This window comes from Actinoallomurus sp. NPDC050550, assembly GCF_040655075.1.
In the GTDB taxonomy this organism is placed as follows: domain Bacteria; phylum Actinomycetota; class Actinomycetes; order Streptosporangiales; family Streptosporangiaceae; genus Actinoallomurus.
Genome location: NZ_JBFAJC010000010.1, coordinates 219111 through 240804 on the forward strand (window position 1 = coordinate 219111; position 21694 = coordinate 240804).

24 protein-coding genes are annotated in these 21694 nt (G+C 70.7%); 13 read left to right on the forward strand and 11 right to left on the reverse strand.

What is annotated here, in order from left to right; translation table 11 throughout:
- The first annotated feature begins 97 nt into the window (after window positions 1-97).
- From AB0I04_RS17010 to AB0I04_RS17020, 3 genes are all read left to right on the forward strand, one after another.
- Entirely contained in the window at window positions 98-1249 is a 1152-nt protein-coding gene (locus AB0I04_RS17010; protein WP_360885173.1) for a MerR family transcriptional regulator, read from the forward strand.
- A complete protein-coding gene (locus AB0I04_RS17015; RefSeq protein ID WP_360885176.1) occupies window positions 1246-3846 on the forward strand; it encodes a VIT domain-containing protein in 2601 nt (866 codons plus the stop codon). The genes AB0I04_RS17010 and AB0I04_RS17015 overlap by 4 nt, the downstream gene beginning before the upstream one ends.
- Window positions 3847-4205: 359 nt before the next feature.
- Window positions 4206-4589, forward strand: coding sequence for an ACT domain-containing protein (locus AB0I04_RS17020; RefSeq protein WP_360885179.1), 384 nt, complete (start codon window positions 4206-4208; stop codon window positions 4587-4589).
- A gap of 39 nt (window positions 4590-4628) precedes the next feature.
- Here AB0I04_RS17020 and AB0I04_RS17025 read toward each other — a convergent pair whose 3' ends face one another.
- The 3 genes from AB0I04_RS17025 to AB0I04_RS17035 all read right to left on the reverse strand — a co-directional run bounded on the left by AB0I04_RS17025 (window position 4629) and on the right by AB0I04_RS17035 (window position 7730).
- On the reverse strand, window positions 4629-5606 hold the full coding sequence (locus tag AB0I04_RS17025) for a hypothetical protein (protein WP_360885182.1): 978 nt from the start codon (window positions 5604-5606) through the stop codon (window positions 4629-4631).
- Window positions 5607-5700: 94 nt separating this feature from the next.
- A complete protein-coding gene (locus AB0I04_RS17030) occupies window positions 5701-6759 on the reverse strand; it encodes a quinone-dependent dihydroorotate dehydrogenase (protein ID WP_360885185.1) in 1059 nt (352 codons plus the stop codon).
- A 50-nt stretch (window positions 6760-6809) separates the two neighbouring features.
- Window positions 6810-7730 (reverse strand): hypothetical protein, encoded by a 921-nt coding sequence (locus AB0I04_RS17035; RefSeq protein WP_360885188.1) that lies wholly within the window; start codon window positions 7728-7730, stop codon window positions 6810-6812.
- Between the two features lie 98 nt (window positions 7731-7828).
- On the opposite strand from AB0I04_RS17035, the gene AB0I04_RS17040 reads away from it, so the two are divergent.
- From AB0I04_RS17040 to AB0I04_RS17075, 8 genes are all read left to right on the forward strand, one after another.
- Window positions 7829-8617: an aminotransferase class IV gene (locus AB0I04_RS17040; RefSeq protein WP_360885191.1), complete on the forward strand. Its 789-nt coding sequence runs from the start codon at window positions 7829-7831 to the stop codon at window positions 8615-8617.
- Between the two features lie 276 nt (window positions 8618-8893).
- Window positions 8894-9040 (forward strand): hypothetical protein, encoded by a 147-nt coding sequence (locus AB0I04_RS17045; RefSeq protein WP_345428885.1) that lies wholly within the window; start codon window positions 8894-8896, stop codon window positions 9038-9040.
- A gap of 496 nt (window positions 9041-9536) precedes the next feature.
- Window positions 9537-11198, forward strand: coding sequence for an alpha/beta hydrolase (locus AB0I04_RS17050; protein ID WP_360885195.1), 1662 nt, complete (start codon window positions 9537-9539; stop codon window positions 11196-11198).
- 167 nt (window positions 11199-11365) lie between these two features.
- Window positions 11366-12169 carry a GH25 family lysozyme gene (locus AB0I04_RS17055; RefSeq protein WP_360885198.1) on the forward strand — a complete coding sequence of 268 codons (804 nt, stop codon included), beginning with the start codon at window positions 11366-11368 and terminating at the stop codon, window positions 12167-12169.
- 19 nt (window positions 12170-12188) lie between these two features.
- Complete coding sequence (locus tag AB0I04_RS17060) at window positions 12189-12656, forward strand: hypothetical protein (protein WP_360885201.1); 468 nt, start codon at window positions 12189-12191, stop codon at window positions 12654-12656.
- 168 nt (window positions 12657-12824) lie between these two features.
- Complete coding sequence (locus tag AB0I04_RS17065) at window positions 12825-13805, forward strand: trypsin-like serine protease (RefSeq protein WP_360885204.1); 981 nt, start codon at window positions 12825-12827, stop codon at window positions 13803-13805.
- Window positions 13806-14097: 292 nt separating this feature from the next.
- A complete protein-coding gene (locus AB0I04_RS17070) occupies window positions 14098-14343 on the forward strand; it encodes a hypothetical protein (protein ID WP_360885207.1) in 246 nt (81 codons plus the stop codon).
- A 114-nt stretch (window positions 14344-14457) separates the two neighbouring features.
- Window positions 14458-14922 (forward strand): MSMEG_6728 family protein, encoded by a 465-nt coding sequence (locus tag AB0I04_RS17075; protein ID WP_360885211.1) that lies wholly within the window; start codon window positions 14458-14460, stop codon window positions 14920-14922.
- Here the strand turns inward: AB0I04_RS17075 and AB0I04_RS17080 are convergent.
- The 3 genes from AB0I04_RS17080 to AB0I04_RS17090 form a co-directional block, all read right to left on the reverse strand.
- Complete coding sequence (locus AB0I04_RS17080; protein ID WP_360885214.1) at window positions 14919-15584, reverse strand: NAD(P)-binding domain-containing protein; 666 nt, start codon at window positions 15582-15584, stop codon at window positions 14919-14921. The genes AB0I04_RS17075 and AB0I04_RS17080 overlap by 4 nt on opposite strands.
- 68 nt (window positions 15585-15652) lie before the next feature.
- Complete coding sequence (locus AB0I04_RS17085; RefSeq protein ID WP_360885217.1) at window positions 15653-16006, reverse strand: helix-turn-helix domain-containing protein; 354 nt, start codon at window positions 16004-16006, stop codon at window positions 15653-15655.
- Between the two features lie 224 nt (window positions 16007-16230).
- The gene (locus AB0I04_RS17090; RefSeq protein ID WP_360885220.1) at window positions 16231-17439 is read right to left on the reverse strand and encodes an RNA-guided endonuclease TnpB family protein; all 1209 of its coding nucleotides are present in this window, start codon (window positions 17437-17439) and stop codon (window positions 16231-16233) included.
- A 143-nt stretch (window positions 17440-17582) separates the two neighbouring features.
- On the opposite strand from AB0I04_RS17090, the gene AB0I04_RS17095 reads away from it, so the two are divergent.
- The gene (locus AB0I04_RS17095; RefSeq protein ID WP_360885223.1) at window positions 17583-18005 is read left to right on the forward strand and encodes a GNAT family N-acetyltransferase; all 423 of its coding nucleotides are present in this window, start codon (window positions 17583-17585) and stop codon (window positions 18003-18005) included.
- Between the two features lie 164 nt (window positions 18006-18169).
- On the forward strand, window positions 18170-19003 hold the full coding sequence (locus AB0I04_RS17100; protein ID WP_360885226.1) for an alpha/beta hydrolase: 834 nt from the start codon (window positions 18170-18172) through the stop codon (window positions 19001-19003).
- An 11-nt stretch (window positions 19004-19014) separates the two neighbouring features.
- Here the strand turns inward: AB0I04_RS17100 and AB0I04_RS17105 are convergent, their stop codons facing one another.
- From AB0I04_RS17105 to AB0I04_RS17125, 5 genes are all read right to left on the reverse strand, one after another.
- Entirely contained in the window at window positions 19015-19302 is a 288-nt protein-coding gene (locus AB0I04_RS17105; protein WP_360885229.1) for a YiaA/YiaB family inner membrane protein, read from the reverse strand.
- A 54-nt stretch (window positions 19303-19356) separates the two neighbouring features.
- Window positions 19357-19857: a dCMP deaminase gene (locus AB0I04_RS17110; RefSeq protein WP_360885232.1), complete on the reverse strand. Its 501-nt coding sequence runs from the start codon at window positions 19855-19857 to the stop codon at window positions 19357-19359.
- Window positions 19858-20541, reverse strand: a complete 684-nt coding sequence (locus AB0I04_RS17115) for a dihydrofolate reductase family protein (protein ID WP_360885235.1) — start codon at window positions 20539-20541, stop codon at window positions 19858-19860.
- A 44-nt stretch (window positions 20542-20585) separates the two neighbouring features.
- Complete coding sequence (locus AB0I04_RS17120) at window positions 20586-20795, reverse strand: hypothetical protein (protein ID WP_360885238.1); 210 nt, start codon at window positions 20793-20795, stop codon at window positions 20586-20588.
- Between the two features lie 154 nt (window positions 20796-20949).
- Window positions 20950-21684, reverse strand: coding sequence for an alpha/beta hydrolase (locus AB0I04_RS17125; protein WP_360885240.1), 735 nt, complete (start codon window positions 21682-21684; stop codon window positions 20950-20952).
- Window positions 21685-21694 lie beyond the last annotated feature (10 nt).

The following is a 21694-nucleotide window of genomic DNA, read 5'->3' on the forward strand; positions in this document are numbered from 1 at the left end:
CGATCAAGGCACTTGAACGGCCTGTTCAAGCGACTTGACGAAGTGTCGACCCGCGCGAACATTGACACTGCAATAGTTACAGTGTCATCGTTGAGCCATGGACGGACCATGGACGCTCGCCGAGCTCACGGCCAAGGCCGCCTCCGTCCTGTCGGACGGGCGTGCGGCGCCGCCGAGCGGCCGCATCCGGGATCTGCCGGGCGAGCGCACAATTCGGTGGTACGTGACGATCGGCCTGGTCGATCCGCCGCTGAGCCGACGCGGCCGGATCGCCGTGTACGGTCCGCGCCACCTGCTGCAACTCGTGGCCATCAAGCGCCGCCAGGCCGAGGGCCGCTCCCTCGCCGACATCCAGGCCGAGCTCACCGGTGCCACGGACGCCACGCTCCGTCGGATCGCCCGGCTCGACCCTCTCAACCTGGGTTCGGCCGAAACGGCCGCCGCTCCGGCCCCGGTCCCTACCAGAGACTCCCCGGCACCCGGCGAAAGGTCGTCGGCACCCGGCGCGCCGGTCCCTGGTGAAGCCGCACCGGAGTCCGATGCCGACGGAGCCGGGCCGGAAGGGGTCACCGGTGGAAGCCGGCCGGACAGGCTCGGTGGCGGGCCTGCGCCGGGGCGCACCGCCCGCCGATTCTGGGCCGAGCGCCCGGCGTCCCCGGCGGAGCGAGGCACGGCGCCGCCGGAAGGCGAGCCCGCTCCACGCGCCGACGTCGCGCCCGATAGCCGCGGTGCTGCCGGTGCTGCGGGCGCTGCCAACGGCGCTCAGGATGTCGTCGAGTCCATCCGCGCTGCCGATGAGCAGGGTGCGATCGGTGCCCTCGATGCCGGCGGCATGCCCGGCACCGCCGGTGCCCGTGGTGCCGCGGCGAACGACGCCGACGATGCGTTCGGCACGATCAGTGCGCCTGATGCCGGCGGTACCGCCGCTGCCGCAGGTGCTGCCCGTGCCAAGGATGCCTACGGCGCAATCGGAGCCGGTGATGCCGGGCATGCCGTCGCCGCTGCACAGGATGCCGCCGGCACGTCGGCGGCCGACGACGCGGTCGGCGCGACCGGAGCCGGTGACACCGTCGCCGTTGCACGGGATGCGGCCGGCGCGTCAGGGGCCGGTGCTCTGGTCCGGGGCGTCCGGCTGGCGCCCGGCGTGACGCTGCTCCTCGACTCGTCCCCATCCTCCGACGACGCCACGGCCATCGTGGCCGCCGCAGCTCCCCTGCTCGACCTCCTCTCCGAAAGGGGACTCGTATGAAGATCGAAACGCTGCCCGACAAGGTGGCACCCGTACCGGAGGCCGGGCTGGGCGCTCTGCGCACCGAGCGCGGCAACCTGCCCCTCGACTCGGTCGACGTCCAGGCGGCGGTCACCGGTCTGTCCGCCCGGATCACGATGACGCAGGGGTTCCAGAACCCCTTCGACGTCCCGTTGGAGGCGACGTACGTCTTCCCGCTGCCCGATCGCGCCGCCGTCACCGGAATGCGCATGGAGGCCGCCGACCGCGTCGTCGAGGGCGTGCTGAAAGAGCGCGGGCAGGCCCGCGAGGACTACGAGGCCGCGCTGGCGGCCGGGCAGCGGGCGGCGCTGGCCGAGGAGGACCGGCCCGACGTGTTCACCATGAGCGTCGGCAACATCCTGCCCGGCGAACGCGTGACCGTACGCCTCACGTTGAGCCAGCCTCTGCCGTACGAGGACGGTGAGGCGACGCTGCGGTTCCCCCTCGTCGTCGCGCCGCGCTACATCCCCGGCACGCCCCTGGACGGGCCGTCCGTCGGCGCGGGCACGGGACCCGACACCGACGCCGTGCCCGACGCGTCCCGCATCAGCCCGCCCGTGCTGCTGCCCGGCTTCCCGAACCCGGTGCGGCTCACCCTGGCGGTCGACGTCGACCCGGCCGGGCTGCCCCTCGACGGCGTACGGTCGAGCCTGCACACCGTGACGGCGGACGGCCGTACCTTCCGGCTGGAGCCGGGCGAGCGGCTCGACCGGGACTTCGTCCTGCGGCTGCGGTACGACGCGGGGGCCTCGTGCGCGGTGTCGGGTGAGACGTTCACGGTGACCGTGCTGCCGCCGCCCGGTCCCGCCGCGCCGCGCCCCCGCGACGTCGTCATCCTCCTCGACCGCTCCGGCAGCATGATGGGCTGGAAGATGGTGGCGGCGCGCCGCGCCGCCGCCCGCATCGTCGACACGCTGCGCAGTGGGGAGGACGGCGGCGACCGGTTCGCCGTGCTGTCCTTCGACCACGAGATCGAGCGGGCGCTCCCCGGCGGTCTCTCCGCCGCGACGGACCGCAACCGGTACCGCGCCGTCGAGCACCTGGCCCGGCTCGACGCACGCGGCGGCACGGAGATCCTGCGACCGCTGGAAGAGGCGGTGGCGCTGCTGTCCGACGAGGGCGACCGCGACCGGGTGACCGATCAGGCCGGCCGCGACCGCACACCCGCTCACGCCGAAATCCCCGCTCGCGCCGACCGCGACCGGATCACCGGTGACGCCGATCGCAACCGGGTCACCGACCACGCCGACCGCGACCAGGTCACCGATCACGCGGACGGCGACCAGGTCACCGGTGACGTCGGCCGCGATCGGATCATCGTGCTGGTCACCGACGGTCAGGTCGGCAATGAGGACCAGATCCTCGGACGGCTGTCCCTGAACGGTCTCCGCGTGCACACGATCGGCATCGACCGGGCGGTCAACGCCGGCTTCCTGGGCCGCCTGGCCGTCGCGGGCGCCGGCCGGTGCGAGCTGGTCGAGTCGGAGGATCGGCTGGACGAGGTCATGGACCACGTGCACCGGCGCATCGCCTCGCCCGCGGTGACCGGTGTGTCCCTGGACATGCCCTCGGTGGTCCCGGGCACGCTCGCGCCGGGGCGTCCCGGGGACCTGTTCCCCGGCGTGCCCCTGGTCGTCCGCGGCCGGTGCGCCGCGCCCGGGCCCGTCACGCTGCGCGGTGTCGCCGCCGACGGTTCGCCCTGGGAGCAGCGCCTGGAGCCGGTGACGACCGACGACGCGGCGGCCACCGCCATCTGGGCCCGCGCCCACCTGCGGGAGCTGGAGGACCGTTATCTCGCGGGCGACGGCGACCCGGAGCGGGCGATCGAGCGGATCGTCGACACGTCCCTGCGGTACGGCGTGCTGTGCCGGTTCACCGCGTTCGTCGCCGTCGACACCCGCGTCGCGGCCGACGGGGCACCGGCGCACAAGGTGATCCAGCCCGTCGAGCAGCCGTCCGGCTGGGAGGCGGCGACACCCGTGGCCGCTCCCTTCGCGGCGAGCTCCCGCAGCGCCCTGCCCGCGCCGGGCGGCTACGGAGCCCCACCGGTCGCCCCTGGAGCACCGGCCGCGCCAGGCGGCTACGGAACACCGCCGGCGCCAGGCGTGTACGGTGGCGCGCCGATGCCGGCCGCCGCGCCGCCGCCGCGCGGCCCCGTCCCCGGCGCCGCACCGAGTGGGCCCACGCGGGGCTTCGCCCCGGCCCGAGCGCGCATGCCCATGCGGGAGAGCACGACGGCGTCCGCCGTGGACGCCCGTGCTCAGGTCGCCGAGGAGCTGCGGCGGCTGCGCGCGGCCCGGCCGGTCTCGGAGCTCGAACGCCGCCAGATCCTCGCCGACCTGGGCAGTCGCCTCGAGGTGCTCGTCCCGGGCGCGCTCACCGATCTCGTCGCCGCGCTGCGGTCCTGCGACGACCCGGCGGGCCCCCGCGGCCGGGACCTGGAGGAGCTATGGGACCGCACGCTCCACGAGCTCGCGGCCTACGCGGACGAGGCAGGCGATGCGGGCCAAGCCGAACGGACGGACGGAACGGAACGGCCCGAACGCAAGCCGTTCTGGCACCGTCGCCCACGCTGAACGTCACCCACGCTGAACACGGTCGACCTTGATCGCCGAGGATCCTTGGGGTCAGAACCCCGAAGGGTCCTCGGCGGAAGTCGTCGGCCGCCGCGAGCGCTACCTGCCGGGATCGGGGCCTCGCCGACTCGACCGGCGGCTCGACCGGCGGCTCGACCGGCGGCGCGACCGGCGGCGCGTCCGTGCGCCACGGTGGCTCGACCGGCGGCGCGTCCGTGGGCCGCGGCGACCCCGGCGGCGGGCAGGCCGGTCGGATCAGCGACCGGTCGCCTCGCCGCCGTGAGCGCCGACCGATGCGGGCATCGTCCTCAGCGTCGGGGATGGGTAGGTTCTGCGTTAAGTGGGAAAGATGTGATGCCATGCCGAGAGATCTGACGGTCATCATCGAGGACCGGCCGGGCGAGCTGGCCCGGCTGGGTGAGATCACCGGCGAGGCGGGCGTGAACATCCACGGTCTCGCCGCGTTCACCGGTGAAGGTAAGGGCGTCGTTCACGTGCTCGTCGACGACGACGACGCGGCCAGGTGTCATAAGGCTCTCGAAGCCGCCACCATCGGGGTCGCCGACGAGCGTGAGGTCCTCGTCGTCGACATCGAGGATCGGCCCGGCGCGCTCGGGGAGCTGGCCAGGCGTCTCGCCGACGCGAACGTCAACGTGGATCTCGTCTACACCACCTTCGGCGGGGTGAAGGTCGTGATCGCGACCGACGACCTGAACAACGCGCGTGCGGCGGTCGACTACTGAAGCGGCGAGATCCTCGGCGGAAGGCCGCCGATCGTCCGCTCAGAGCAGGGGGATGATCGATGCGACGAGCCCGAGGATGCCCAGGACGATCCCTGCCGCTTCCCAGGGATGCCTGCGGATCACGTCGAGGGTGGTAGCGCGCCGGACGGCCGGCAGGGTGGGCTCTAGTCCGGACAGGCCGCCGGGCAGGCCGACGAGCCCGAAGATGATGGGTGTCCCGTCCGTGGTCCGCCCGGCCAGCAGCTCTCGTTCGGTGACCCAGCGGTCCGTCGGGCCGAGCGTGAGGCGTTCGCGGCGGCTGCGCAGTAGATAGACCGTGATGTCGTAGTGGGTGAGTACGGCGTATGTACGAGAGACCCGCTTGCTCTCGAACCGTTGAAGCTCGACGAGGCCGTCGGTTCGGCGATCGAACGTGAAGTCGGTGAGCTCCTCTTCGAGCTCTCGGATCACCGTGTGCTCGATCGTGGGGTCGTCGTGGCGGCGGTGCCCGCCGATCAGTTGGTACTGGCGGGCCCGGTCGTCGAACTGGACCAGGTAGCGGGCGTCGCGGCCAGGGCCTGACGCCGCCTTGATGACGGCTTGCGCGATCTCCACCCGGTCCAGCGGGACGGCGGACTCTCCGCTCCCGGCCAGGCGGTTCTGCTCCATCGCGAAGAGGAACTGCGGCCCGGACAGAACCAGTGAATCTGAATACGGCGGATCGCTGACTCCGGTCCGGCCCCAGTTGCGCAGAATGCTCGAATCGTGGGTCAGATACTCGGCGACGCTCCTGATGAAGGTGAACGCGAGGGGGGTCGCCGCCTTGAATCGCGCCGCGCCGTCCGGGTCGTGCTGGACGGCCAGGACCCCGAAGACCTTCAGCATGGCCAGTACGGCGTCGACGCGCTCGGTCCCTTCCGGCCCCAGCCCGGCGAGCTCGGCTAACTCCGCCGGGCTCTTCGCCCCTTCGACACTCGGTGGCACCGCCTTCAGGACGCGAACCACCCCGTCGGAGTCCGGTTGTGCGGCCCTGGACATCAGCAGTGGCTCCTCTCGGCGCGCCTGGTCACATCATGAGGCTCCGGGGAGCCGAGACCAACCCGGATCGAGAAGGCCGTCGCCGACGGCCGGGTCAGCGGCCGGTCGTGTCCGTGCCGCGGAGGTTGCGGGCGAGGCCCCGATTGATCGCGCGGGGCCACAGCGGGCCGCCGTAGATCAGACCCGTGTACGCCTGGACGAGCGTGGCCCCGGCGCGGAGCCGCTCCCAGGCGTCGTCGGCGGTCTCGATCCCGCCGACGGAGATCAGCACGAGGCGGTCGCCCGCCCGGTCCCGGAGGCGTTCGAGCACCTCCAGCGAGCGCCGTTTGAGCGGTGCCCCGGACAGGCCGCCCGCGCCCGCCGCCTCGACCTCGGCCGGGTCGGTGGCCAGGCCGTCGCGGGAGATCGTGGTGTTGGTCGCGATGATGCCGTCGAGCCCCAGTTCGAGCGCCAGGTCGGCGACCGCGTCGATGTCGGCGTCGGCGAGGTCCGGAGCGATCTTCACGAGGAGCGGCACCCTGCGGTCGGACACTCGGTCGGCGGCCTCCCGTACGGCGGTGAGCAGCGGCCGCAGGTGTTCGACGGCCTGGAGGTTGCGCAGGCCGGGGGTGTTCGGGGAGCTGACGTTGACGACGAGGTAGTCGGCGAGCGCCGCGAGCGCCTCGGCGCTCTCAACGTAGTCTGCGACGGCCTCGGCCTCCGGGACCACCTTGGTCTTGCCGATGTTGACGCCGACGATGACGTTCCGGTGGCGGCGGAGGCGGGCGGCGGCCGCCCGCGCGCCGTGGTTGTTGAAGCCCATCCGGTTGACGATCGCCCGGTCGCGTACGAGGCGGAACAGCCGCGGCTTCGGGTTGCCGGGCTGCGGGCGGGCCGTGACCGTACCGATCTCGACGAACCCGAAGCCGAACGCGCCCAGCGCCTCGTACGCCTCGGCCTCCTTGTCGAACCCGGCGGCGAGCCCGAGCGGCCCGGGGAACTCCAGGCCTAGCGCGCGGACCCGCAGCGCCGGGTCACGGGGGCCGAGGGCGCGGCGCAACAGCGGCAGCGCCCCGGGGACCGCGCCGAGCAGGCGCAGCCCCGCGAAGCTCATCCGGTGGACACGCTCCGCCGGAAGGCGGCGCAAGATCAGCGAGAACACGAGTCGATACATCGGACGCGATTCTCTCAGCGTCCCGCGACGCCGCGTCGGTCAACCCGCCCTCAGGCCTGGTCGCGCATCCACAGTTCGACGAGTTCGCCGGTGCCGGCGGTCAGAGGGGTGACGCTCTTCTCCTCGTGGTCGACCTCGATGCCCACCGGACGCAGGTCGGGGACCCCTCCGCCGGCCAGGGCCTCCGCTTCGGGCAGCTGCTCGTACGGGCCGGGCCGCCACCAGTAGACCTGCGGGCTGATCGCCTTCTCGCCCGCCTCGAACTGGTGGCGCGAGAGGGCCTGCATGATCTCCATCGCGCTGAAGAGGTGCACGTCCCCGATCACGTGCATGACGACGTACTCGGGGACGGGGAAGGAGACCAGCGCTCCGTACGGGGCCTTTTCGACGTGGCGCCGGAGCACGTGGACGTGCGCGCCGACGTACCGGTGCGTGCCGCCGATGTGCGTCACGGGAACGCCCTGCACGTCGTCGGTCTGCGCGTAGTGGGCCTCGGTGCCGATGGAGTTGGACAGAGCCGCGGCGAAGACCTGGTTCTCGTCCGCGCCACCGAGGTCGGCGCGGCTCAGGACCACCATCATGTCGGGGTGGTCGACGACCACCGTCTCCAGCAGGCCCGGCGCGAGCGGGCGGGCCACCACGCCGTCCCGCATGTCGCCCAGGGCGTCGTCGGTGTAGATCCGCAGCCGGAGATTGTCGGCCGGCGGCATCCCTCCGGCGGGTTGCTGAGCGGCGTACTGGCCGAGCACCGTCGCGGTCTGGTCGGCGAACTCCGCGGCGAGCTTGGCCACCGCGGCAGGGCCGCCGCGCTCGGCATCCTGGCGCCACTCGGTGATGTCCTGGGTGAGACAGCGGTCGTCCGGCAGGACGACCTCGAGGGTCGTGGGCTCGGGCAGGGTCGCCTGGAGGCCGCGCTCCGTGAGGGCGCGCAGCAGGGTCTCACCGACGAGGTCGTGGACGGGGAACGTCATGGTCGTCCTGTTCGTGTTGCTGCGGGGGTAGACCCGGTACGACTCCTGGGCCGTGTGGAAGGTTCCAACAGGACGGCGAGGCTCGCTATGTTGTGATCATGACGCCTCCGGTTCCCCTCCGTCTCGAGATCGACGGCGGCCCGGCGACCGCGGACGGGCTGCGCCACCTCGCGCTGGTGAACTACGGCCACCTCACCGTCATGCAGGTCCGGGGCCGACGCACCCGGGGCCTGGAGCTCCACCTCTCGCGGCTGGACGCGGCCAACCGCGAGCTGTTCGGCAAAGGCCTGGACGGGGAGCTGGTCCGCGAGCGCATCCGCCACGCGCTCGGCGACGACATCGAGGACGCGGCCATCCGGCTCGTGGTGTTCCAGCCGTGGGACGCTAACGACGTCTCGATCCTGGTGATCGTCCGCCGGCCCGGCGGGATGCCCACCGGCCCGTTGAGCCTGCAGACGGTGGGCTATCAGCGGCCGGTCGCGCACATCAAGCACGTCGGGTCGTTCGGGCAGATGCACTTCGGGGTGGCGGCCGAGCGTGCGGGCTTCGACGACGCGCTGCTGACCGCGCCCGACGGCGTCATCTCCGAGACGGCGATCGCCAACATCGGATTCTTCGACGGCGCGTCGATCGTCTGGCCGGACGCCCCTCTGCTGGAGGGGATCACAATGCAGCTGCTGGAGCGGACGCTGGCCGAGCGCGGCCTCCCCTCGCGGCGGCGCACGGTCCGGGTGACCGACCTGGCCTCGTTCGACATGGCGTTCGTCGGCAATTCCGGCGGAGTCGCGCCGGTCGGCCGGGTCGACGACCTGACGCTGCCGGTCGACCCCGGACTCGTCAAGACGCTCACCGAGGCGTACGAGTCGGTGCCCTGGGATCTGATCTAAGGCCTCCGAGCCCGGCACGGCCTGACCTTCGGGAAAATGCACTATTCCCCATTTCGGCAACTATCCCGAAAAGGGCATTCTGTACGGCCGCCCGAACAGGCCGATTCTTTACCGTGCGCAGCTTGACACGTCCGGGCAAGATCACCGACAGTACAGAGACCAGATCCGTCACCGGGAGGCATTAGCGGAAATACCCCAGGACACCACCGTCACTACCATTTTCCGGCTGGTCATGGACGCCCGAATGGGCGTCTTTTCTACTTTTAGGGGGGACCCATGAAGTCAACCACCGCCCAGGAAGTAGGGAGGACGGTGCGGCTCGCGCTGCGTACGTGGGGCCACACCTTCCGCCTGGTCACCCTGGTGGTCGTGGTCACATGGCTGTTCATCGCCACCGAGCGACTCCCACTGATCACCTGGTGACTGCCAGGAGCCGGACACCATTCCGCTGCCCGGTATTCCGCACTTCACGGTCTTCCTCCTCGTAATTCGGGGAGGAAGACCTTCGAGCGAGTTGAACCGAATGCCCGGCGAGTGCGCGCACGAAATCGGAAACGCGACCCACGCGTCGATGCCGCCCGCCCATCCCCCGCGATGACGAGGACGCCGAACCGGTCACGACGCCGGTCGGCCTGGAAGTGACCCCCGCCACAACCCTGTGACGCGCGCCGCGGCGTGACGTCCCGGCACGGGCGCGATCCCCCTGGCGACACGCCGCCCCTGCGCGGATCGCGGGCCGGCCGGCCACACCCGCCGCTCCTTTGCGCCGCCGATCGCGTACTCTGTGTACATCTGCCGTTATGCGTCACATTTTGGCAAACTTCTTACATCGGACCTTATGTCGCGGATTGTCCGGAACGACAATCTCCCCTTGTTCACCATTGCCGGGCCTGTCGGGGTCCGGCCCGAAAGGGGTCTCGTGAAGAAGCTTGTCGTCGTTGCCGCGACGGCCGGTCTCGGCATGACCGGACTGGGCCTTGCCGGCGCCACAAGCGCGTCCGCGGCCACGGACACGTCCGACGCGTTCCGCCCGGCGAGCCTCAGCTGGCACGCCTGCTCGGCGGACATCGTCGCCGGAGCGAAGGCTTACGACGGCCTGGGCCCGGTCCAGGTCTCCAAGATCATCCAGTGCGCCGAGCTCCAGGTGCCGCTGGACTACGCCCACCCGAACGGCCAGAAGATCACCATTGAGGTGACCCGTACGCCGCACCAGGGCTCGGGCGCCGCCAAGGGCGACATTCTGGTCAACCCGGGCGGCCCGGGCGGCGAAGGCGCGCTGTTCGGCCCCCGCGTGTACGCCCAGAACTCCGCCGCGATGCAGAAGGCGTACAACGTCATCGGCTTCGACCCGCGCGGCATCGGGTTCAGCACGCCGAAGCTCACCTGCGACGAGAACTACAGCAACGCCCCGCGGCCGGAGTACGGCACCGGCGGCAAGGCGGACGACGCTGCCTGGCTGAAGAAGTCGAAGGCCTACGCGCAGGCGTGCTACCAGAAGTTCGGCAAGGGTTCCAAGCTGGACCTACTCGACCACATCAAGACCATCGACTCGGTTCGTGACATGGACACGATCCGCAAGGCGCTCGGGCACAAGAAGCTCGACTACTACGGCGCCTCGTACGGCACCTACCTCGGTCAGGTGTACGCGACGGTCTTCCCGAAGCGCGTCGGCCGCATGGTCCTCGACGGCAACGTCAACCCCAAGGGTGTCTGGTACGACGCACAGCTCGACCAGGACTACGCGTTCGACAAGAACATCGAGTACTACTTCGGCTGGATCGCCAAGTACGACAACGTGTACCACCTGGGGAAGACCCAGGCGGAGGTCCACAAGTTCTTCTACGGGCTCGAGGCTTCGCTGGCCAAGAAGGCCGTGACCTTCAAGGACTCCAGCGGCGCGGTCTCCGCGGTCGGCCCTGACGAGCTCGTCGACGGCATCCAGACCGCCGGGTACCGGCGCAGCCAGGCCGTGTGGAACTCCTACGCCCACGCGCTCGCCGCCTACAAGACGAACGACCTCAAGACGTTCGTCGGCACCTTCGGCGTCCAGACCACGGGCGGCAGCGACGACAACGAGTTCGCCGTGTACAACGCCGTCCAGTGCACCGACACCCAGTGGCCGCTGAACTGGAACAAGTGGCAGCGCGACGCCGTGCGCGTCAACCGGACCGCGCCGTTCGAGACCTGGGGCAACGTCTGGTTCAACGCGCCGTGCCTGTACTGGAACGCCAAGCCGGGCACGCCGGTCAAGGTGGGCCACACCAAGGACCTGCCGAAGAACATCCTGATGTTCCAGGCCACCGCCGACGCGGCCACCCCGTACGCCGGCGCGCTGGAGCTGCACAAGGTCCTCAAGGGCTCGCACCTGGTCGTGCAGGACGGCGACCGTACGCACTGCATCGTGCACCGCGGCGACCTGCGTCCGGGCGGCGTCGACTCCTACTTCGACGCCTACTTCCTGAACGGCACGCTGCCGAAGCAGGACACCGTGCACGTCTCGCAGCTCGGTGACCCGACCCCGCCGACCGCCACCGCCAAGGCACTGCACTCGGCCTCGGCCCAGCGCGAGGTCATCAAGTAACACGCGGTACCGGGAAAGGGGCCCTCGATCCGAGGGCCCCTTTTCGCGTTTCCTCGTGCAGGTCCGTCGCGCGCATGCAAGGTCAAACTTCGGCAAAGATAACGTTCCACCTCGAAGCGGGCGATATGGTCCCCCGGATCAAGATCACTGTCCAAGGAGCCTCATCCGTGCGGAAGACCGCTCTCGTCTCCCTGACCGTCGCCGCGGCCACGAGCCTGGCCTGCGGCACGCTGACCGGCTGCTCCTCGACCTCGCCCCGGGCGGCCGACGCGAGCCAGAGCACCGCCGGTCCGGCGGTCCAGCCGCAGGACAGCACCGTACGCCCGGACTCCCGGCCGAAGGGGCTCATCCCCGGCGTCGACGTCAGCGCCTACCAGAAGAAGATCAACTGGTCGACCGTCAAGGCACGGGGCAACCGATTCGCCTACGTCAAGGCGAGCGAGGGAGTGCGATACGTCAGCTCCACCTTCACGGCGCAGTACGCCGGCGCCCGCAATGCCGGACTGGCCCACGGCGCGTACCACTTCGCCACCCCGAACACCGCGAGCGGCAAACGCCAGGCCGACTACTTCCTCGCGCACGGGGGCGGAGGCAAGGCCGACGGGCACACCCTGCCCGGGGTCCTCGACATCGAGAAGAACCCCTACGGCAAGGACAAGTGCTATGGCCTGAGCCACGCGAAGATGGTCGCCTGGATCAGCGCCTTCCTGAAGGAGTACCACGCCCGTACGGGCCGCCGCGCGGTCATCAACACCTTCAAGGACTGGTGGATCGACTGCACCGGCAACGCGAAGGCGTTCTCCGCCACGGACCGGCTGTGGGTCAACGACCACAAGGCCACCGCCCGCGAGGTCCCGGTCCCGTCGGCGTGGAGCTCGTACACGATCTGGCAGTGGACCGAGAAGGGCGCCTACGGCGACGAGGACTACGTCAAGTCGGCCACGGTCTACCGGAAACTGCTCGCCGACTGACCACGCGGCGTTCTTGTCGGTGCCCGGCGGACACGACGACGCGCTCCCGGCCTTCCACACCCCTGCCGACCAGCGCGACGTCGCCGCCGACCCCGATGCCGGTGAGGGCGTACTGCGGCACCTGACCGACTCGCCCTACCCCTTCGTCTGGCAGGCCCTCGCCGCGAACCCGCGTACACCGGCGGACGTCCTGGCGCGGCTGTGCGCGAAGACCGACAGCGCGTGGAACGACGGCCGGCTCCTCAGCTTGCTGGCCGGCCACCGTAACGCGGATCGCCCCGTCCTCCTGCTCGTCCTCGCCGAGGTCGCGGCCCGGCTCGAGACCTCGGCGAGCAGGCCGTACGCCGCCGCCCTCGCCCTCGCCGACCGCCCCGAGCTTCGCCCCGACGAGGTGCGGCACCTCGGCGATCAGCCGGGCGCGTCGGCGCGCCTGCGCCGCGGCCTCCGACGCCGTCTCGCCCTGCGGATCCCGCCTGGCCGCCACTGAGTCAGAGCAGAGATCCTCTTCGAATCGCCGGTCCGTACGGGGTGGTGGATATAGGTCTGCGGGCCCAGTCGTGCCCGCCTCGTATTGATCCGTAGGTCTCTGGCGCGATTCCTTCCTTTATCAAAGGATCTGTTCGCTGATCATTACGAGCGAGCGGGGAATCATTTCGTGAAAAGAATCGTCATTTGGAGTGCGCTGGCCGCAATGCCGCTCCTGGCCATCGGAGGACCGGCAGAGGCCAAGACGAAGGCCGGTGGCGGGCACGCCGTCGTCCTCGACGTGCCCGCGAAGGAGGCCGCAGCCGCGGCGGCGTACTGGACGCCGGCTCGCATGGCCGCGGCCACCCCGCTCGACTCGGGCCGGCCCAGCGGAACGGCCCAGGCCCCGACCGTGTCGGCCCAGGCCAAGTGCGACGACTGGAACGTCACCTGCTCTTGGGAAGGTAGCCCCGTGATCGGCGCCATCTTCCAGCACACGGGCAGCGGTGACCACACGTGCACGGCGAGCGTGGTTCACAGCGCGAAGCGGAACGTGATCCTCACGGCGGCGCACTGCCTCTACCACAAGAGCACCGGGCAGGCGCGGTACGTCGTGTTCGTCCCCAAGTACCACAACAACTCGCGGCCGTACGGCATGTTCACCTTCCGCCACATCGTCGTGGACAGCCGCTGGAAGTCAAAGGAGGACCCCGACCTCGACTTCGGGTTCGTCTCCACCAACAAGGGAAGTTCCAGCAATCCGGCCAACTCGCGAGGGCGGTGGATCGAGAACGTCGTGGGCGCCAACCGGCTGCTCATCAACCAGGCGCACAGCGACGTCCCGGTCATGATCGCCGGCCATCCGGTGAAGACGGAGGCCTACAACGACAGCCCCGTCTACTGCTACACCCACACGCACAAGTACTCGGCGTTCCAGATGTACTTCGACTGCACCTATCACGACAGCGGAAATCTGCGGGGAAGTGGCTTCGGGGACGGCACGAGCGGCAGTCCCTGGCTCACGCACTACAACGGGACCACCAAGCGTGGTGACGTCATCGGTGTGATCGGCGGCTACCAGCGCGGTGGGCCGCCCGGCGGCCGGTCGTACAGCGCCTACTTCGACCACGACATCCAGACACTGAAGGACCAGGTCGACCGCCTGAACTGATCCCGTCCCACCGCTCCGCGCCGGCGGCCGATGCGCGGCCGCCGGCCCTCGCAGCGTGAACCCTTGCACGCCACCGGCAGCCGGAGGCACGGAAATGTGCCGTCCTCGTTGAGGCCGACTTCTGGCCGGGTCGGCGGCCGCGCTCTACCATCAGGGACCAGGAGGGGAGTACTCCTTAACGCGACGGTGTCGTCACCACGGTGCTCGACTTCGCGCCCGGCGCCGTTGGTCCATGGCCTCGACCATGGGCGGAAGAGACCTCCGGCTCTTTCATCTGGCCGGAGGTACATCTGTGACCGATTCCCTGAGCGGCTATGAGGAAATCGCGCTCCTCCCAGGCCTGAGTGCCTGCCTCGCCGCCCTCGTCGTCCTGATCCTCGTGGCGGTCGTCGTCCTTCCCGCCGTCTGGTCCAAGGACACCGCACGCCGAAACGCCGCGTTGACCGTCCTTCGTCTCCTCCTCCGGCACTGGTCGGAGCGCCGTTCCCAGAAGACCGGCCGTCGTCCGGACGCCAGGCGGCAGAGGATCAGAAGCTGATCGCCGGCGTCCGGCCGGTCGCCCGGTCGGGGATGTCAGGCGATGCCCGGCTCCGGCGGGTAGGACAGGGACGATCGGTGTTCACGCCGGTCGGGACCGCTTTCCGGGGGCGCGATGCAGACCTTCCTTCCGTACGCGGACTTCGCCGCGACGGCGCGGGTCCTCGACCAGCGGCGGCTGGGCAAGCAGCGGGTCGAGGCGCTGCAGGTGCTGCGCGGGCTGACGGTCCCCGGGTACGGCTGGCGGCATCACCCGGCGGTCCGGATGTGGGCGGGGTACGAGGAGGCGTTGACGCGGTACGGCCTGGAGATCTGCCGTCAGTGGTGCAGCACCGGGCGCCGGGACACCTGCGCCGCGAGCCTGAGCGCCGAGCTGCGGACGGCGAAGCGGATCGCCGCCCCGCGGGACCAGGCCGGGCTGGCCGAGGCCGGCGCGCTGCCGCCGTGGCTGGGCGACCCCGAGTTCCACCGCAGCCACCAGTCCGCGCTGCTCCGCAAGGACCCCGCCCACTACGACCGGTACTTCCCGGGCGTCCCGGACGACCTGCCGTACGTCTGGCCGCTGCCCGACCGCTGTTAGCGGGAGGTGGCCGCCTCGCCGGTGCGGCCCGGGCCGGTGAACGCGAAGACCGACAGCGGGTCGTGGCCCGAGAACAACAGGCGGATCACGACGATCGCCATGGCCTCCAGGTGGCGGGCCTGGGTCAGGTCGCCCGCGTCCAGCGGCTCCGCGCCGAGATCGGTGATCAGTTCGCGGGCCACGGTCTTGCCCGTTTCGTGACCGGCGATCGGCACGGCGAACGGGCGGCCGTCGAAGGCCGGCGGCCGCATCCGCCACACGTCGGCGTGCGCCTGGTTGAACGCCTTGACGACGTGCGCGCCGGGCGCGAGGCGGGCCGCCTCCTCGGCCATCGATGTCCCGCCGGCGAACGTGACCTGCGAGAAGTCCGAGACGTCGACCGCGTTGCCGCAGTCGATGACCGTCTTGCCGGCCAGCGCGCCCTCCGGTCCGCCCGCTGCCCGGAGCGTCTCCTCCAATCCGGCGAGGAGCACGGCGAGCAGTACGGCGTCGCCGAATTCGGCGGCCTCCCGGAGGGTTCCCGCCTTGGCGCCGACGCGCTGGGCGAGGTCCTCCGTCTTGCCGGGCGTACGGCCTCCGATCAGGACCTCGTGTCCGGCGCGTACCCATCCGGGCACCAGCGCCTCGGTCATCATCCCGGCCCCGAGCACACCGATCTTCATCACAGTCCTCCTGTCGCGTCGAGGTACTGCGTGGAACGGTAGGAAGCCGTGGGGAACCCCGGAGTTCCCTACGCGGAGCGCTCCGCGCGGGCGTCGAGCAGTGCGCCGGTGTTGTCCTCGGCCCAGCGGGACAGTGCGGCGAGAGGCTCGAGGAGGCTGCGGCCGAGGTCGGTGAGGCGGTACTCCGTGCCGGGCGGGGCGGTGGCGAGTGTACGGCGCTCGACGAGGCCGTTCTCGCCGAGCCGGCGGAGCGTCTGCGTGAGCATCTTCTTGCTGATGCCCCCGACCTTCTCGCGCAGCTCGGAGTAGCGGGCAGGGCTCCGGCCCAGCGCGACCACGACCACCACGGACCAGGTGTCGGAGATCAGCTCCAGCGTGGTCCGGGCCGGGCAGTCGGCCAGGAAGACGTCATAGGCGACCACGACCAGATCGTACGCTGCACTCGCCCGGCTTCCCCAGCGAGCGGGGATGGCCGGACCTCGCCACCGCGCCCTTCGTCCGGGCTCCGGCTCGGACAGTCGTCGGCTGACCGGAACGGCCGGTGAGGGGCGGTTGGACGTCGCCCGGGGGGCCGATACGTTCGGGGCTTGACTTCCTCCCCCTCTGAAGGAGGGGGAGTCCCGTCGGCCGTGTGGCCGATCCGGCTTTAGGTCGGGCGCCTCGCGGCGCGGGTTTCCTGTTTCAGCGCCGGCTGCGGAAGGGAGGACCCTTGCCGTCTGACATCAGCTCCACAGGCATCACCAGGGGTCTCCCCGGCTACGGCTCGACCAGCCGCAAGGATGTTCTTGGCCGCGTTGATGTCCCGGTCGTGGCGGGTGCGGCAGCCCGGACACGTCCAGTGCCGGGTGGAAAGACTCAACTTGGCGAGCAGGTGCCCGCAAGCCGAGCAGGTCTTGGAGGAGGGGTACCAGCGATCGATCACCACGAGCGTGCGGCCGGCGCGTTCGGCCTTGTACTCCAGTTGCCTGCGGAACTCGCCCCATCCCGCGTCGGAGATGGCGCGCGCCAGCGCGTGGTTTTTGACCATGTTGGTGACCGCGAGGTCTTCGATCACGATGGTGTCGGCCCTGCGGATCAGGTTGGTGCTGGTGCGGTGCAGGAAGTCGTTCCGGGCGTGGCGGGCCTTGCGGTGGGCGCGGGCGACCTTGGCCTTGGCCTTACGGCGATTCATGCTCCCGCGCTGGCAGCGGGCCATCCGCCGCTGATACCGGGCCAGGTTGCGGGCCTTGCGCTCAAGATGGCGCGGGTTGGCGATGCGCTCCCCGTCCGAGGTCACCGCGAAATCCTTCACCCCCAGATCGACGCCGATGGCATGCCCGGCGGTGTCCATGGGCTCGGGCGCGTCGGTGTCGACGGCGAACGTCACGTACCAGCGGCCGTCGGTGTCACGGGAGATGACGACCATGGTCGGGTTGAGCGTGGGCAGGTCCACGTCCTCAAAAGACCACACGAACCACAGCGGCGCCCGGGTCTTGGCCATGTACAGCTCGCCGTTCTTCATGCGGAACGCCGAGCGAGTGTAGTGCGCGGTCTGCCGGGAGTTGCGGTTCTTAAAACGCGGGTACTTCGCGCGACCGGCGAAGAAGTTCGCGAACGCCGCGTGCTGATGCCGCAGCGTCTGCTGCAACGGAACCGAAGACACCTCCGACAAGAACGCCAGGTCTTCGGTCTTCGTCCACGCGGTCAACGCGGCGTCGGTCTGCTTGTAGGAGGTCTTCTGGCCCCGCTCGTGATACGCCGCGTGGCGTTCGGCGAGGGTCTTGTTCCACACCAGGCGCACACACCCGAACGTGCGGTTGAACACCGCCGCTTGTTCGGGGTCCGGGTAGGCCCGGCACTTGTACGCCATCCGCATGACCGACGCCTTACGCGTCCCCAGAAAATCTGTAAGGCGAATGGTCGAATCTTTCTCAAGCTGTCCCGGCTAGGCCGGGCCGCTCCTGGCGGAGTCCGGATTCCTCCCCGGCCTGAAGGCCGGGGCATCCTTCGGAGGACTAGGTGAATGACGTCAAGATCCGGTACGGGCGGGCCGACGAGGCGGAGACCGTCCTGGCCTTCTGGAAGTCGGCGGCCGAGGGGACCGACCGGCACGATTCGGTCGCGGCCTATCACGCGGTGGTCGCCCGTGACCCGGAGGCCGTGCTGCTCGCGGAGCTCGACGGCGAGCTCGTCGGCACTTTGATCGCCGGCTGGGACGGCTGGCGGGCGCATCTCTACCGTCTCGCCGTGCACCCGGACCACCGCCGCAAGGGCGTCGGCCGCGCCCTGATCGACCTCGCCGAGCAGCGGATGCGGGAGTTCGGCGCCTTCCGCGTCGACGCGATGGTGCTGGACAACAACGACCTGGCCGCCCCCGCGTGGACCGCCGCGGGCTACCACCCCCAGCCGGAATGGAGCCGCTGGGTCAAGCGCCTCCCCTGACCGCCGTGGGCCGCCCGGTGCCGGCGGGCGAAGCCAGAAGATCCAGAACGCCGGTATCCCTGATATCTGGCCCGGCGCCTCGTCGAGACGGCGGGCCCGGATGGCGCGGCGCGTCCCGGACCCTGAATTGCCGTCGGCACGGCCTCTGTGGTCATCTTGGGCGCATGCCGACCTTCTCGTCCCACGACGGCACCGTCCTGGCCTACCGTCTCGCGGGCCGGGGCGAGCCGCTCGTATGCCTCGCGGGAGGCCCTGGCCGGCCGTCGGGATACCTGGGCGATCTCGGCGGCCTCGCGACCACCCGGCGGTTGATCATCCTGGACGGCCGTGGGACCGGTGGCTCGGCGGCGCCCGAGGACCCGGGCACGTACGGGGTCGACAGGCTCGTCGCCGACGTGGAGGCGCTCCGGGAGCACCTCGGGCTGGAGACGATGGACCTGCTCGGCCATTCCGCAGGCGCCGACCTGACCGTCCTCTACGCGGCACGCCACCCGCACCGGATCCGCCGGCTCGTCCTCGTGACACCGAGCCCGCGCGCCGTCGGCCTCGACCCGACCGACGAGGAGTGGTTCGCCGCGATCGAGCGCCGGTCCGCGGAGCCGTGGTACGCGACCGCCCGCGCGGCACTCGACGCCTGGGAGGCCGGCGACGAGCGGGACGAGACCCGCCGGGCCACCCGCCCCTTCCTCTACAGCCCCTGGAACGACGCCGCCGAGGCGCACGACCGGTCATTCCCGCCCGTACGGGCGGCCGCAGAGGGGTTCTACGGCAAGGGCACGCTCGACCCGGACGCCACCCGTGCGGCCGTCAAGGCACTGCCGGCGCCCGTCCTGGTCATCGCCGGAGAGGACGACCTGGCCCCGACCGCCGACCATGCCGCCGCGTACGCCGCGCTCTTCCCCGGCGCGCGCGCCGCCTCCGTGCCCGGAGCCCACTTCCCCTGGGTCACCGCGCCGAAGGAGTTCGCCGCGGCCGTGGAGCGATTCCTCGGCGCCTGATCGCGCACGGATCAGGGGGTGGCGTTGAACGGGTCGTGTTCGGCCAGCAACTTGTCCAACCGGGCCTGGTCCACGCGCCCGGTGATCGTGGCCGTCTCCTGACGGTCCCGCACGCACTTGGCCAGCGTGAACGTCGAGGTCACCGCGTACAGCAGCGCGAGCCCGAGGAACGCCCTGATCCAGCCACCGACCGGCAGGTAGGCGATGCCGATCGCGCAGGCCGCCGATGACACCCCGAAGGAAATGGCCGCCTGAACCATGAACGCGGGCGTGGTATTTGGTCTGACCGATGTGCTCATGTCCACATCGTCGGCCGATCCGGACTTGCCCACATGAGCAGTAGTACTCAACTCTCACACCGCTCGGAACCATGCCCCCGCGTTGGCGTCCGGGTCGAGGAGGTGGGCGTTCGCCGCCGCAGCCGCCTCGGCCAGCTCGGGCACCTCCACGACCGTGATCCCGGCGGCCTGCAGGGCATCGGCCCCGTGGGCGTCGGCGACGAAGACCGGTGGTTCGCGCCACGCGATGACCACGCGCCTGATCCCGGAGGCGATGATCAGCTCAGTGCACGTATGGGGCCTCGAGCTGCGCCGGGTGCAGGGTTCGAGGGAGCTGTAGAGCGTGGCACCGGGCAGGCGCTCATCGTCGGGCGCGACCTTGCTCAGGGCGGACTCTTCGGCGTGGAAGTGCGGTCGCTCCCTCGAGAAGCCCTGAGAGATCTCGCTTCCCTGCCCGTCCACGATCACGCATCCGACCGAGAACGCGGTGTCGCTGGGTGGGCACTGCTTGGCCAGGCCGACGGCGAAGGACAGCCATCCGTACTCTTCCGAGCGGCTGGGTGGTACGCGAGGCAACTACTCGACCTTCTCCTCGGGGAGGTAGCGCAGAAATGCTATGTCCCCGATCGTTCGTGCCTCCGCGAGCCTCATCCGGTTCCCCGGCCCGTTGGGGAAGTCCCCTGGATTGACGAACCGCGGGGCGGCGGGGTCGCCGAGGAAGAACGGCGCGATGGCGAGGTGGATCTCATCGGCCAGGCCGGCGGTGAGGAACTGCGTGTGAATCGTCCCGCCGCCTTCGACCATGAGCCGTTCGACGCCCCGCCGGCCGAGGTCGTCGAGCATGGCCTCGAAATCGAGACCGGCGCCGAGACCCGCGACGTCGGCCAGGTCCCCCAGCCGTTCCCGCAGCCCGGGAACGGCCGATTCCGGGCAGTAGATGAGCTTGTCGCCGCCGTGGTGCCAGAACTTCAGGTCCCGGTCGAGGTGAGCGCTGCGGGTGACGGTGACCTTCAACGGATACGGCGGCAGGCCGCGCGCTTCGCGCTCGTCGCGCCGCTCGGCGGAGTTCACCAGCAGCTTGGGGTTGTCCCGCCGCAGGGTGGTGGCGCCGATCAGGATGGCGTCGGACTCGGCGCGCACCTGGTCGACGCGGTCGAGGTCGGCCTCGTTCGACAACACCAGGCGGTCGGGACTGGCGTCGTCGATGTATCCGTCGATGGACGCGGCCACACTGAGCAGCACGTACGGTCGCGTGGTCATCTCAACGCGCATCCCAGCCACCGATCAGCAACACGACGGCCAGGTTATCCGGCCGGCTCGAGGCACACGCCAGTGACGTCCGCGCCCAGCGCCGCCGCGATCTGGACGGCGTACGTGCCGACGCCGCCCGCGGCACCGTTGACGAGCACCCGGTGCCCGGCCCGTACCTCGCCGACGTCCCATACGGCGCGCAGGGCGGTCGGAGGGACGGGGCTCCTGCCACACCGAGCGGAGGAGGGCGAACACGACACCATGGTACGAAGGGCCGCGCCGTGCGCCAGGTGCTGTCGTCGGTCTCATTCGGCGAGCGCTCGCGGTGACGACGCCACGTCGCCGTACGGCCCTGGGGACGGGCCTGGGCGCAGACAGGACCAGGCCGTCCCCATGGGGCGCCATACGGACGGCCGGTCAGCCTGCCTCGTGCAGGATCGCCGCCAGTTCGCCGGGCCGGTCGAACATCGGCCAATGCCAGCCGAACAGCTCCCGGTGATCCCAGTCTTCGCCCGCCATGTGCCGGAAGGCGGGAACGGCCGCAGCCCTCGCCCGGACCTCCTCCACCCCGAAGCTGCACAGCACGTGCAGTCGCGGCAGCTTCTCCCAGGCCCCGGTCAGCCGGACCGGCGTGGTGGCGGTGGCCCACGGCTGCGGCGCCGACAGCCGCGTCAGCCGCTCGAGCGTGTCGTCGGACAGCTCGAACGCATCGGCGGCGAGCTGCGGCCACGGCGGAGGCGGTAGCCGCCAGCCGTCGCCCACCGTGCGCACCAGCTCGGCGTTGCGGGCCTGGTCCTCCGGCGGGGTGAACTCCGCCTGGGACATCCCATCCGGCAGCGGTCCACTGTCGATGAACACCAGCCGGGCGATCCGGTCCGGCATCCGGTCCGCCACGCTCGGGATCACCGCCGCACCGGCGTAGCTGTGCCCGACCAGCACCACGTCGTGCAGGTCCTCGTAACGGATCAGGTTGAGCACGTCGGTGACGTGCGTCTCCAGGTCGGTGTCGGGCCGGGCCAGGTGTGCCCGCTCGCCCATCCCGGTCAGGCTGAGCGGGTGGACGTCGTGCCCGCGGCCGCGCAGCTCGGCCGTCACCGGGCGCCAGGCCCAGGCGCCGAGCCAGAAGCCGGGGAGAAGTACGTAAGTCGTCATGAGTGCGACG